11 protein-coding genes are annotated in these 13285 nt (G+C 70.5%); 6 read left to right on the top strand and 5 right to left on the bottom strand.

Features of this window, described 5'->3' with window-relative positions; genetic code table 11:
• Nucleotides 1–11: 11 nt before the first annotated feature.
• Nucleotides 12–362: an ArsR/SmtB family transcription factor gene (locus tag ACWDLG_RS24610; RefSeq protein WP_449923676.1), complete on the top strand. Its 351-nt coding sequence runs from the start codon at nucleotides 12–14 to the stop codon at nucleotides 360–362.
• A 526-nt stretch (nucleotides 363–888) separates the two neighbouring features.
• Here the strand turns inward: ACWDLG_RS24610 and ACWDLG_RS24605 are convergent.
• From ACWDLG_RS24605 to ACWDLG_RS24585, 5 genes are all read right to left on the bottom strand, one after another.
• Nucleotides 889–1548, bottom strand: a complete 660-nt coding sequence (locus tag ACWDLG_RS24605; RefSeq protein ID WP_354917726.1) for an adenylate kinase family protein — start codon at nucleotides 1546–1548, stop codon at nucleotides 889–891.
• Between the two features lie 80 nt (nucleotides 1549–1628).
• Nucleotides 1629–2276 carry a response regulator gene (locus tag ACWDLG_RS24600; protein ID WP_449923673.1) on the bottom strand — a complete coding sequence of 216 codons (648 nt, stop codon included), beginning with the start codon at nucleotides 2274–2276 and terminating at the stop codon, nucleotides 1629–1631.
• Between the two features lie 257 nt (nucleotides 2277–2533).
• Nucleotides 2534–3751 (bottom strand): MFS transporter, encoded by a 1218-nt coding sequence (locus tag ACWDLG_RS24595; RefSeq protein ID WP_449923670.1) that lies wholly within the window; start codon nucleotides 3749–3751, stop codon nucleotides 2534–2536.
• Complete coding sequence (locus ACWDLG_RS24590; protein WP_449923667.1) at nucleotides 3732–4283, bottom strand: ArsR/SmtB family transcription factor; 552 nt, start codon at nucleotides 4281–4283, stop codon at nucleotides 3732–3734. Before ACWDLG_RS24590 ends, ACWDLG_RS24595 begins: the two co-directional genes overlap by 20 nt.
• Nucleotides 4284–5030: 747 nt before the next feature.
• A complete protein-coding gene (locus ACWDLG_RS24585; protein WP_449923664.1) occupies nucleotides 5031–5612 on the bottom strand; it encodes a TetR/AcrR family transcriptional regulator in 582 nt (193 codons plus the stop codon).
• 104 nt (nucleotides 5613–5716) lie between these two features.
• On the opposite strand from ACWDLG_RS24585, the gene ACWDLG_RS24580 reads away from it, so the two are divergent.
• The 5 genes from ACWDLG_RS24580 to ACWDLG_RS24560 all read left to right on the top strand — a co-directional run bounded on the left by ACWDLG_RS24580 (nucleotide 5717) and on the right by ACWDLG_RS24560 (nucleotide 13131).
• Complete coding sequence (locus ACWDLG_RS24580; RefSeq protein ID WP_449923661.1) at nucleotides 5717–6499, top strand: SDR family NAD(P)-dependent oxidoreductase; 783 nt, start codon at nucleotides 5717–5719, stop codon at nucleotides 6497–6499.
• Nucleotides 6500–6895: 396 nt separating this feature from the next.
• A complete protein-coding gene (gene sigJ / locus ACWDLG_RS24575; protein WP_449923658.1) occupies nucleotides 6896–7768 on the top strand; it encodes an RNA polymerase sigma factor SigJ in 873 nt (290 codons plus the stop codon).
• A gap of 69 nt (nucleotides 7769–7837) precedes the next feature.
• Entirely contained in the window at nucleotides 7838–8992 is a 1155-nt protein-coding gene (locus tag ACWDLG_RS24570) for an NAD(P)/FAD-dependent oxidoreductase (RefSeq protein WP_449923655.1), read from the top strand.
• Nucleotides 8993–9895: 903 nt separating this feature from the next.
• Nucleotides 9896–12568, top strand: coding sequence for a hypothetical protein (locus ACWDLG_RS24565; RefSeq protein WP_449923652.1), 2673 nt, complete (start codon nucleotides 9896–9898; stop codon nucleotides 12566–12568).
• 383 nt (nucleotides 12569–12951) lie between these two features.
• Nucleotides 12952–13131, top strand: a complete 180-nt coding sequence (locus ACWDLG_RS24560) for a hypothetical protein (RefSeq protein WP_449923649.1) — start codon at nucleotides 12952–12954, stop codon at nucleotides 13129–13131.
• Nucleotides 13132–13285: the final 154 nt, after the last annotated feature.

Here is a 13285-nt window from a genome sequence, read left to right as displayed (position 1 = left end):
AGGGGGCGGCGATGCGTGAGGTGTCACAACCGGCGACCGAGGCCATCCGGCTGGTGGAGGTGCTGCGCGCTCTGGCCGATCCGGTACGGCTGGACCTCGTCCTGCGGCTCGACCGGATGGGCGAGGACTTCTGCAACACGATCGGCGCCGACATCGACGTGCATCAGACGACGCTGTCGCACCACTACCGGGTGCTGCGCGAGGCCGGCGTGACGTGGACGAAGGTGCAGGGCCGATCCCGGCTGGTACGCCTGCGCCGAGAGGACCTCGAATCACTGTTCCCCGGCCTGCTCGACTCCGTACTGAGCGCACAGCGCCGAACACGTGATGCCACGACCGCCGGCACTATCGAGGCGCCGTAGACCTGCGCTCCCCGGCACCCGTCAAACGAGCTCGCTCCCCGATATCCACTCCCCAGGTCACGCGAGAGCGGTAGCCCTGATGGCCGGGGGCCAAGCCGACTGGTGACCTCTGCGATCCACCGGCAGACGGCGGCGGGCCCGGCCGCGGTCTCGATCATCGTGCCCCCGCCGGGCGCGGGGACCGGCTCAGGCACCTGGAAGGGAAGTCCGGCTTGCCGTAGCCGCTGCAGGATCCGGTGCTCGGCGCCGACCTGCGCGGCGGACGCCGTGCGGTGAAGGGGGGGCCGGACCTGACGGGTAAGTGGGGCCGGCTCACACGGGTAGAACCACGCATTCGGAGTGGAGGGTCAGCGAGCACCGCTCAACCTGCTGTGGGGCCGGGGGACACGTTCGGGAGCGGAGGGCTCTCGTCGCGCGCATCGAACCCGCCGGCGCGGGGGTGGGCCAGGGCGTGTCCATGGAGCGGGTCTTCCGGGCCCGCCTTCGCCGGCCGCTGGCGGCCGTCCTCCGGGGTCGGCGAGGCGGCTCAGCCGGAGCCGTCCGGCTCGTACGGCGGAAGGCCCAGACGTGTACGGATCTCCCGCTGCACCGAGACCCGGTCGGGTCTCGCGTCGACCGTGACGACGTACTCCTTGCGGCGGAACAGCGCGAGGACCGGGTCGGTCTTGTCGTGGTAGTCCCGCAGCCGGCCGGCGAGCGCCTCGGGCGTGTCGTCCTCCCGCGTGACGAGCTCGCCGCCGCACACGTCGCACCGGCCGTTCTCCTTCGGGCGGTGGGCGATGAGGTTGTAGTCCATGCCGCAGCGGGCGCACAGGCGGCGGGCCAGCACCCGGCGCCGGACGTCCTCATCAGGCAGATCGAGATGGACGACGCTGTCGATGTCGTAGCTCTCCAGGAAGAACTCGGCCTGCCGCTGGTTGCGGGGGAACCCGTCGACGACGAAGCCGTAGTTCCAGTCGTGCTGCGCCAGCCGGTCGCGCACGACCTTCTCCACCAGGTCGTCGCCGACCAGTTCCCCTGCGGCCATCACGCGCCGGACCATGGCCCCCAGCTTGGTGTGGTTCTGGACGTGCCACCGGAAGATGTCGCCGACACTGATGTGCACCAGGTCGAGGTCCCGGGCGAGCAGGGTGCCCTGCGTGCCCTTGCCGCTGCCCTGGACGCCCATGATGACGTACTTGCGCATACTGCACTCTGACACACGCCGGCGGTTCGCCCGCCGGGCCCCCGCGGGCGAACCGCCGAGGGCCCGGACGGGGGCGTTGGTCAGTGCTTCTCCTTGCGATCCGCCTTGAGACGGGCGGCGAGGGCCGCCGCCTGGGTACGGCGCTGCATGTCGAGCTTGCCCAACAGGTTGGAGACGTAGTTCTTGACGGTCTTCTCCGCCAGGTAGAGGCGCTCGCCGATCTGCCGGTTGGTGAGACCCTCGCCGATGAGGTCGAGGATCAGGCGCTCCTGGTCGGTCAGGGCGGCCAGCGGGTCACGGCGGGTGGCCTGGTCGCGCAGGCGGTGCAGCATCGCGGCGGTGGTCTGCGGGTCGAGCAGCGACTGCCCCGAGGCCACCGTGCGGACGGCGCCGACGAGGTCGGAGCCGTGGATCTGCTTGAGCACGTAGCCGGAGGCCCCGGCCATGACCGCGTCGAATAAAGCGTCGTCGTCGGCGTAGGAGGTCAGCATCAGGCACCTCAGGTCGGGCAGGCGGGAGCGCACCTCGCGGCAGACGTCGACACCGTTGCCGTCGGGCAGCCGGACGTCCAGGACGGCCACGTCCGGGTTGAGCGCGGCGATGCGGGCGATGGCCGACTCGGCCGTTCCCGCCTCCCCGATGACCTCGATGTCGTCTTCGGCCTCCAGCAGGGCGGCGACGCCCCGGCGTACCACCTCGTGATCGTCGAGGAGAAACACGCGAATCATGGCTTTGACCCTAGCCCTCCCGCGGTCGGCGTGACTCGGCGGTCTCGGGGCGCGGTCAGGCGCGGTGAGGGCACGGTGTCGGGTGGCGGCGACGGGGCGCGGTGCTGGGTGCGGGCGACGGGTGCGGCGACGGAGTGCGGTGACGAGGTGCGGTGACGGGGCGCGGTCTCGGGGTGCCGATGAGCGGGTGGCGGCAAGGCGTCGCCCGCGGACGCGCGACGGGACACCCACTGGAGGGGTGCCCGCCGTAGGGGGCGCTATCCGACCGGCTGGGGCGTGTCCGCGATCGAGGGGACGATCGCGGGGGTGGGCGCGGGACGGACGAGCACCACCAGGCAGCAGAGCAGGGCCGCGAGGGCGACGGCGCCGAGCATCACCCGGTAGTCGAGCAGCCCCACCACCGCGGCGCCGAGGGCGATCGAAAGCGTCTGCGTCAGGTCCGACACCATGCCGATCGCCGCGCCGACCCGGCCCTGCAGGCGGGCGGGCACGTAGAGCTGCTGCGCCGTACCGAGAGCGACGCGGAGCAGCGGTAGTCCGGCGCCCAGGAGGGCAGTGCCCAGCAGGTACACCGGGACCGCTTCGACGAGGCAGAGGCCGACGCCCAGCGCCATGACCGCGTAGCCGACGGCGGTGGTGCGCGTCTCGGCCAGCCGGGCGATGAGCCTGCCCGACAGCAGGCCGCCCAGGACCGACCCGGCGCCCTGGACCGCGGTGACGACGCCGAAGAAGGCGGCGGGCCGGCCGAGGCCCTCGATGGCGGCGAAGGTGGCGGTGTCGAGCAGACCGGCTCCGGCGAGGAAGGCGGCGAAGGCCACCGACAGTCGCAGCAGCAGCGGTACGTCGCGCAGGTAGCGGAATCCGGCGGTCACGGCGTTCCAGAAGCCGTCGCCGGCGCGGGCGGGCTCGGGCGGCGATTCGACGACGTCGATGGAGGCGAGTACGAGGAGGGCGACGACGAAGGTGAACGCGTCGACGACGGCGAGCGTGCCACCGCCGAAGGTCAGGTAGATCCACGCGCCGGCGGCCGGTGAAAGAACGCGTAACCCCTCACGGACGGTGATCAGCATGCTTCTGGCCGCGGCCGCGTCGGCGGAGGGCAGCAGGTCCTTCAGCAGCCCGCCGTAGGCCGGTGTGGAGAACAGGACGCCGTAGGCCAGCGCCACCGCGTAGATGATCCAGATGTCGCCCGCCGTACGCACGAGGAGCAGGGCGGGCACGATGACCGCCATCGCCGCGTACATGGCCATCAGCAATGGTTTGCGACGGACCCGGTCGACCAGGTGACCGTAGAGAGGGGAGACCAGGCCCGGGGCGGTGATGCACAGGAAGACGATCCCGGCGGCGGCGGCCGAGCCGGTCAGGTCCTTGGCCCAGATGGCCAGGGACAAGAACAGCGCGCTGTCGCCGAAACTTGAGACGGCGTCGCCGAGGAGCAGCCGGCGGAAGCGCGGGTTACGCACCAAGAGGCGCATGGGGGGCTCCGTGGAGGAAGACGCGGGCGGACTCGGCGCCCTCGGGGATCAGCGACGGGTCGGACAGGCGGGCGATGTACGGCTGGAGCAGCCGCATGAAGTCCTTGCCGATGGCGTCGAGCTCCTCGGGGGTCACAGGGACGCTGACGCCGGACGCGAACGCCGCCTCCTGCCAGGCCGGGGGAGCGGAGGACCGGGCCTGGGCCCACGCGGCCATGCGGCTGGCCTCCCGCTCGATGAACACGCGCTCCAGTTCGAGCGCCGCCGGGCCGCCTTCCGCCGCGGACCATGCCTGCTCGTGGTCGGCCAACCGCCACAGGCGTTCCCGCTTGTCCGTCGAGGGGTCGGCCTCGGTGACGTAGCCGTACTTGGCCAGCTGGCGAAGGTGGAAGGAGCAGGACGCCTGGGAGGTTTCCAGGTGCTTGGCGCAGGTGGCGGCCGTCGCGGGGCCGATCCTGCCGAGCAGGTCGATCAGCTCCAGCCGTAGGGGGTGCGCCAGGGCACGCACGGCCCGCGGATCAGTGATGCGCATGTGCCAAAGATATCTTTGGCTTTCCGGAAGTGTCAAAGACTTCTTTGACTGTTGGCGTAGAAATCTACTTTGTAAAGGCGCCGGGTTTGTTCGGCGCGCCGGAGTGACGGAACGCGAGTCTCGCCTCCGGCCCGGGACGAAGCCGCGGCGAGATGCCGTGGCCCGGTGCGGCGTTCAGGTGAAGGCGGTTCCGGTCTCGGTGAAGGGGCATGACGAGCATCGGAACGAAGGTCTCGCTAAGGCGAGCGTGGGGGCGTGCTTACCGTGACTTTCCGTTCGGAGGTGCTTCGCTGTTGCGTTCGCGCAGGCGCAGCTGTTGTAGGCCGGGGATGTGGTTGGAGAGAGTGCCGACCGAGATGCCGAGCAGCTTGGCGATGGAGGTGACCGGGCGTTCGGGGTCGGATAGCAGGTCGCGGTGGCCTTGAGTGGGTCGGTGTTGACGACGGTGGGGCGCCGGCCGGTGCGGCCTCAGGCTTCGGCGGCGGCCAGGCCCCCTCGTAGGCGCCGGCCACGATGAGTTCGCGCATGAATTCGGCCTGGGCGGCGAAGACGTGGAAGACGAGGCAGCCGCCGGGGGTGGTGGTGTCGAGCTTTTCGCGGAGGCTGGTGAAGTCGATTTCGCGGCGGCATCGGGCTTGGCCGGTGGAACGGGGCCGGACGGTTCGAGCGGGCTGTTGGTGGTCGGCGCCGCGCAGTCGTGACGCCCACGCCGTCCTGTCCGATGACGGCGTGGGCTGGGGCGCCCGGTCAGGCGCCCAGGCCGTTGAGCAGGGTGTCGACGAGCCGTGTGGTGAGGGCGTCGGCGTCGATCTCGGTGGCGCCGCGATCCTGGGTCACCTCGTGGATGAGGGCGTAGTAGCAGCGGCGTGCCCATTCGATGTCGACGTCGGCGCGCAGGAGCCCCTCTGCCCTCGCCCGGCGCAAGAGCCGGTCGCACTTGTCCAGGACGTCCGCGTGGACGCGCGCGATCTCGGGATCGGACGACGCGGCGGCCCGGTTCATCGCGTAGCCCCAGCCGATCTTCACACGTAGGACATTCGCGGTCACCCGGTGGAGGACGACCAGCGGTGGCGCCGTCTCGGACGTCGCGGTGTCCACGGCCTCGGCGAACTGCGCGGTCGCCCAGGCGGTCAGCGCCTGCACCAGCTCCTCGCGTGTGGTGAAACGGCGGTGCACGGTGGTGCGGGCGACGCCCGCCGCCTCGGCGATCTGCTCCATCGTGGCCGCGGGGTTCGCCGAGAGCGCGCGTTCGGCGCCCGCCAGGATCGCGCGCACCGTCCGTTCGGCGTCCGCGCGCAGAGGTTTGGCGTGCACTGGCTGCTTCGTCACATGAAAACACTACAGGAGGGTAGCCGCTCACCTTCGACTTGCAACATTTGTGTTGCGACTAATACTGTAGCCGCATCATCAATGGCGCAGCGATGGGAGATCTCATGGACATGCTGCTGAACGGCAAGGGCGCGGTGGTGACCGGGGCGAGCCGGGGCATCGGGCTGGCGACAGTGACGGCGCTGGTAGGCGAGGGGATGAAGGTGGTCGCGGCGGCCCGGACCGCCACGCCGGAGCTGAAGGAGACCGGGGCGATCATCGTGCAGGTCGACCTGGCCGCCGCGGACGGGCCGCGGACCCTGGTCGAGGCCGCGCTGGCGGAGCTGGGCGAGCTCGATGTGCTCGTCAACAACGTCGGCGGAGGCGACGGGGGAGCGGTCGGCGGGTTCCTTTCCTTCGATGACCAGGCGTGGGAGGAGATCTACAACCTGAACCTCTTCGCCGCCGTGCGTACGACGCGTGCCGCGCTGCCCAGCCTGGTACGGCAGCGCGGCGCCATCGTCAACGTCTCGTCCAACGGGGCGCGGATGCCGCACGCCGGGCCAGTCCCGTACACCACCGCGAAGGCGGCGTTGACGGCGTTCGGCAAGGCACTGGCCGAGGAGTTCGGGCCGCAGGGCGTGCGCGTCAACACGGTGTCGCCCGGCCCGGTCCGTACAGCCATGTGGGAGGACCCGAACGGGTACGGCGCCGCGCTTGCCACCTCGATGAGCCTGGAGAGGGAGCAGCTGGTCGCCGGCCTGCCCGCGGCCATGGGGATGACCACCGGTAGGCTCGTGGAACCGGCCGAGGTCGGGACCCTTATCGCCTACCTGGCCTCGCCGCTCGCGGGCAGCACCACCGGCGCCGACCACATCATCGACGGCGGCTCGGTCAAGACCGCCTAATACCCCAGTGATTGCGCTGGTAGTGGCAGCGTCGGGCGGTGGCCTGGTGACGGCGGCGCCGGTCTGACCAGCGCAGAATGTCCGTGATGGAGCGGTGCCCGGTCAGCACGAGCACGGTCGGCAGTCGCATTCCGCCGCCCGCCGAGGCGCCCGCGGATCACCCGCCTGGGGCGGGCCGGCAGTCGCATTCCGCCGCCCGCCGAGGCGCCCGCGGATCACCCGCCTGGGGCCGGGTCCCCTTTCGCGCTTGCCCCGGTCCGCCCCAGACCGCTCGACGCCTCCGCTGATCTCGCCCTGGACGCCATCGCCAATCTCGCCCCCGCGCTTGGGGTGGTCGGGGGTGGTTTGCCTAGGATCGGAGGCCGATCACTGATCCGGAGGGGGCAGGAGGCCGAGGTGGAGCTGACCGGCGTGCTGGGGGAGGCTGACTGGGAATCGCACCGTTCCGCGGTCTTCGGGGCGGCCTACCGGATTCTCGGCACCGTGGCCGAGGCCGACGACGTGACGCAGGAGGTCTGGTTGCGCGCCGTCGCCGCCGACCTGTCCGAGGTTCGGGACCTGCGGGCCTGGCTGGTGACCCTGGCCGCCCGTACGTCCTACAACATGCTGAAGTCGGCGCGCGTCCGGCGCGAGTCCTATGTCGGGCCCTGGCTGCCCGAACCGCTGCTGACCGGGCCCGACGCCGCCGCTCAGATGCTCATGGACGAGTCGGTGAGCACCGCGATGCTGGTGGTCATGGAGAGGCTCACCCCCGCCGAACGGGTGGCGCTGGTGCTGCACGACGTCTTCGACTTCCCGTTCGCCCGGATCGCCGAGGTGCTCGGCGGCACGCCCGCCGCCAGCCGCAAGCTCGCCTCCCGCGCGCGGGCGCGGGTCGCCGCGGTCCGGGAGCGCCCCCAGGCGTCCAAGGCCGAGACCGAACGCGTGCTCAAGGCGTTCAAGGCGGCCGCCGACGCGGGTGACATGGCGGGGCTCGTCGCGCTGCTGGACCCCGAGGCCGTCTATGTCGCCGACGGCGGCGGCAAGGTGACCGCGGCGCGCAGGCCGGTCCGGGGCGCGGAGCGGATCGCCCTGCTGGCGGTCAGGCAGATCGAGCTCAGGCGGCCCGACGCGTTCCAGATCATCGAGGTGAACGGTCACCCGGCCCTGGCGACCTACAGTGGCGGCGAGCTGGTCTGGCTGGACACCGTGGAGGTCGCCGACGGGCGGATCACGGCGTTCAGGAGACTGGTCAATCCCGAGAAGTTCGCCCACATCGGTCACATCTGAACCCGCCATCTTGTCTCCCTGCCGACCGACCCCCCGATCCTCGGGGGGCGAGGCTGAGAGGAAGACACAGTGGCGCACGTTGTGATCATCGGAGGCGGTTTCGCGGGCGTGTGGAGCGCGGCGGGAGCGGCGCTGGCGCGCGGAGAGGCGGAGCTGCGCATCACGCTCATCGCGCCGAACGACCACCTGGTGCTGCGGCCGCGCCTGTACGAGCCGGAGCCGGACCTGGCCAAGGTTGAGCTCGGCAGGATCCTCGAGCCGATCGGCGTCGAGCACCTGCGAGCCTCGGTGAGCAGGATCGACACCGACCGCCGCGTGGTGGTGGCCGACGGCCAGGAGGTCGGCTACGACCGCCTGGTGCTGGCGGCGGGCAGCAAGCTCGTCCAGCCGCAGGGCCTGCCCGGCGCTGAACGGCTCTTCGACATCGACACCCTGGACGGGGCGCGGCGGCTCACCGACCATCTGCGCGACCGCGAGCACTACTCCGCCGTGGTCGTCGGCGCCGGGTTCGTCGGGCTGGAGGCCGCGACCGAACTGGCCGCCCGGGGCCGGGTGCTGCTGGTGGACCAGGCGCAGGTGGTCGGGGACCAGCTCGGCCCGGGCCCGCGCGAGGAGATCGAGGCAGCGCTGGACCGTGTGGGCGTCGAACGCCGCCTCGGGACGACGGTGACGGAGGTAGGGGACGGATACGCCGTCCTGTCCGACGGCACCAAGGTCGAGGCGGACGCGGTGGTCTGGTCCGTGGGGGTCAGGGCCAGCGAGCTCACCAGCCAGATCTCCGACGACCTCGACCACCTCGGCCGGGTGCCGGTGGACCGGCGGCTGCGCGCCCTTCCCGAGGTGTTCGTCGCCGGGGACACGGCCGCGGCGCCGTTCGACGCCGAGCACACGGTCATGCAGGCCTGCCAGCACGCCACCCCGCTCGGCAAGGTCGCCGGGTACAACGCGGCGGCCGACCTGCTCGACCTGCCGCTGCGCGACTTCACCCCCGGCCCGTACGTCACCTGCCTGGACCTGGGCGGTGCCGGGGCCATCTTCACCCGGGGCTGGGACCGCAGGGTGATGGCCTCGGGCGCCGAAGCCAAGGAGGTCAAGAAGCGGATCAACCACCACATCCACCCGCCGGTCGACGACGCCCCGAAGATCCTCGCCGCCGCCGACCGCGTCTACGTTGAGCTCCCCTTCTTCCCCCGAGACGAGGACGAGACCGCCCCAACCGCATAACGATCTCCGGCCGTCCGCGCAGCGCACGTCCGGGATTCGCCGCGGCGCCGGCCGAGCGGCCCCATGAAACGCTGGAAATATGAGCGGTGGGGCCGCTCGGCTGCCCACGTCATGGCCGTCCTGCGCGAGTGTGGAAACCAGGTCGTGTCGCTGGCCTGAGCTGATCGGGCGGGGGAGATTCCGGCCGTAGGCGACCAGCAGGGGTCCTGAGCGGCGCTGATCACGGGCGCCGGTGTCCAAGGACCAGTCGGGGGCGTCATCCCGGTCGACATGTGCGCTGCTGACCTCGCGCACGCGTCGATGCCGATCATGAGAAGCATGCCGGCCAGGTGGGCGCTGAAGGGGCGATACAAAGCGACGAGCTCGGGGCTGAGGAGCCGGCGGACAGCGGTTATCGATGAGAACGATCTTGCTGGGCATCGCTCCGTCGCCTTCCCACGGCCGGTGCCACCTGTTCGCGTTCCATCAAGGCGTGGTCGTGGTCGGCGAGTGTCGCCTGCGGGTCGATCGCCGGGCTGCTGCACCGGTGGTGGCCGGATGAGGCCACGAGATGGCGATGTTTACGGCTGTCTGGTCCCGAGGCTGACGGGGCAGGGGGTGGCAGAGCCGATGGTCTCCTCCTGGCGGCCAGGTCAAAGGTTGGGTGCTTCCGACCCGGACCTGCGGCGTCGCGCCGAGACAGGAAAGCGGTGCCGGCGCCGTCGATCGTGGCGAAGGGGGAAGCCAAGGCGAAGGCACGAGGGTAAGAGGTGGCCCGCAATTGAAAGGTGAGCCCACTCTGTTTGTTTCGGTCCAACCCGACAGGGCGTGATCTCTTTTTGCTTATTGTGAGCATCAATGTGCTCTTTTAGCGTCATCGGCGTGGGCCCGCGGGGCCCGGCCGGGAGGCGAACAATGGCGTTCATGCGGGCCAAGACCACAGGGTTCACCGGGATCATCCCGACACGGGAAGCCCCGTGGAGGGCGATGTTCCTGCGGGGCGAGCGGGTCGCGCAGATCAGCGAGACAGGGCTGGTGTGGGAGGGTCCGCTGACGGATGTCCACCAGGGGTGTCTGACACTGCCCGAGCCGTACGCCAGCTGCAGCGAGGCGGCGCTCGACCTCGAGGTGCCGTCCTCCAGCACGCGAATGGTGTTCATCGCCGGCGACCGGTGCCTGGACTGGGAATGGACCGTCGGACAGAAGTACGAGGGGCCGGTCACCGGCCTGCCGGACTTCGGGCCCTACCTCCCGGCCGAATACCGCAGCGACATCGACGTCGCGATGCAGGTGCCGGGCGTACCGTACAAGACCCTCCTGATCAAGGGCGAGCGGTGCGCGCTGATCGTCTGGGGGCGGGGCGTCGAGTACGAAGGACCTCTGTACCAACGAGGTGAGGCGGGATGGGCGAAGCTACCCGCGCAGATGAGAGGCGACTTCGACGACGCCCTGATGCTGTATGCCGGAGGCAACAACCGGACCGTGTTCATCAAGGGCGACCAGGCGATGGACTTCCACTGGATCGACGGGCCCACGAAGATCGGCCCGTGGGCGCAGGTCCTGCCCGGCCTCGGCGCCTTACCCGCCCCCTACCAGACTCCTCGGCTGCCGGCCGCCGGGCGTTTCTCCGGCACGGCCGACGATGAGCGAATCGATCTCCGCGTCGACCTGACAGGCCCGGTGCCGGTGATCTCCGGTGACACGTTCGGGGTCCCGGACGGCGCCTACATCAACTCCTTCGTCCTGGAGGGCAGCCAGCCCGTCACGCTGCCCGCCACCATCACCGGCACCGCGAAGTTCGCCGAATCCACCCAGATGCCGAAGATCTCGGTGGTCGTGGACAAGCTCGCCCCCGGCGGCACCGCCACCCTCACCCGCAGCACGGCCGACGGAACGCAGACCACCACCTACACCTGCGCCTACGTCTCCCGGTTCCTGCGCACCATCGACTGGGAAGTCGACGCCATGGCGGGCACCCAACCGGCCCCCGAGTACTTCACCGGCACTCATCCCCGCCCGCCGGGTCTGGACAAGAAGATCGCCACCGTCCAGTCGGTCTACGCCGAGGTCGGGATCGAGCTGCGCACGTCCGGCACCGTCGTCAATGAGGTCGCCGTCGCCGGGGCGGGCGCGGACCTGAGGTGGGACGATGCCGAGCTGCATGCCGCGATGGTCAGCAACTTCAGCGGCCACCGCGACAGCGAGCAGTGGAAGCTGTGGAGCTTCATCGCCACCCGCCACGTCGACAAAGACGCCACCCAGGGCGTCATGTTCGACCGCGAAGGATCTCCCCGCCAAGGGATGGCGGTGTTCCACACCGAGATGGCCATGCAGCAGGTGGCCGGAACCCGCACGGAGCTTCACACCTGGGTGCACGAGATCGGCCACGCCTTCAACCTGGTGCACAGCTGGGATAAGGCCACCACCGCCGTTCCCCCGCAGCCGCTCGGTCCGCGCAACGGTTACGGCGACCTGTCGTGGATGAACTACGAGCATCTGTACCAGGGGCCGAACGGAGAGAAGGGCGAGGCCGCCTTCTGGGAGGCCTTCACCCACCAGTTCACCGCCAATGAGCTGCGGCATCTGCGCCACGGCTTCTACCGCAACGTCGTCATGGGCGGCTTGGGCTTGAAGGTCGGTGTCGGTGCCGCCTATCGCGCTGCTCCGAAGGAGTTCGACCTGCCACCGGCCAGCCGGTCCGGGCTGCGGCTGGAGCTGTTCGGACGCGACACCTTCTCCCACGGCGAACCCGTCGTCACCGAGATCAAGCTGTCCCTGGACGGCAGCACCCCCCGAGCCGACGCCTTCCCCAACCTCAGCCCCCGCGGCGACAACCTGACCATCCTGGTCACCGACCCGGCCGGAGCCATCCGCCCCTTCCGGCCCATCGCCCGCCACTGCGGCAACCCCGACCGCCGCGTCACCCTCGACGCCCGAACCCCGGCCCTCTACGACAGCGCCTACCTCGGCTACGGGGCCGACGGCCTCACCTTCACCCAGCCCGGCACCTACCGGCTGCGCGCCCTGTGCAAGGCCCCCGACGGCTCCACCGTCACCTCACCCGAGCACACCATCCAGATCAGCCCGCCGGCCAGCGAACAGGACCGGCGCGCGGGCGACCTGCTGATCGGCTCCCAGCAGGGCACCCTGCTGGCCTTCCTGGGCTCCGACGCCCCCCAGTTGGCCGACGGCAACGCCGCCCTGGACCAGCTCATCGCCACCCACCCCGACCACCCGCTCGCGGTCTACGCGCTCATGGTCAAGGGCACCAACGCCGGACGCCACTTCCTGACCCTCGGCAAGAACGGCATCGAAGTGCGGCCCGCCGACACCACCACCAGCATCGAACAGCTCGGCGCGGTCGTGGAGACCACCCTCGACACCGGCACCGACGCCGGGGTCGACAACATCACCCTCAACGCCACCATGCGCCGCCTGGCCCGCGTGCACGCCCGCGCCCACGACCTCAAACAGGCCGACGCCGTCCTGGACCAGCTCGTCGACACCTTCCGCGACAAGCACGTCCCGCCGCCGGTCCTGGCCACCATCGCCGAACAAGCCGAAGCCACCCGCACCGAACTCCACGACCAGGCCTGACACCACGCCCCCGCCGACCGCTGCCGCTGATGGTGACTCACCATCAGCGGCAGCGGTGAAGGAACACCTCTCCGCCCGGCCGGTCATCACCCAAGGCAAGAAGGGCCACCCCGGCCACCGCCCGACGCACGCGCCGCTGACCAGCGGCTATCCCACCCGCATCCCGCTTCTGCTCTTCGGCGCCCTAGCAAGATCGTTCTTGCCGATAATGGCTGTCCGTGGCGGTGTTCGGCCAGCGGGTGCGGCGGTAGTCCAGCCATTCGAGCAGGATCTGGTGGCTGAATTCGTCGATCGGGCGGGTCCGGCCAGGCGATCGTGAGTCGCCGGTTGCCGAGGTCGACGTCATCGAGGAGCAGGGCGCGGATGGCTCCGGTGCGGGCGGCGTGGACGGCAGCCAGCATGAGGACCAGCCGAGCGGCCGGGGCGGTGGCGGCCTCGGTTGCCTGGTCGATGTCGTCCTGGTCAAGTCGCTGGGCAACGCCGTAGGGGTGCTGGCCGACGCGGATGCCCTGGGTGGGGCTGCGGAAGATCCTGCGTTGCTTGCGGCAGTACGCGAACAATGATCGTGCCGCGACCAGGAAGTTGGAACGACGTGATCACATCTTGCCTGCGCATCTTCAGGCCATGCTCGGCGAGCATCCGCTGAAGCTCGCCGGCCTTCCAGATGCCGCGGTTGGCGGCCGCCAAGCGGAGGTTTCACCTCAGCTTGTGAACGCA

Source organism: Nonomuraea sp. NPDC003727 (genome assembly GCF_053586935.1).
Note: the sequence above shows the minus strand (reverse complement) of the source record. Positions and strands in the feature narration are given on the sequence as shown.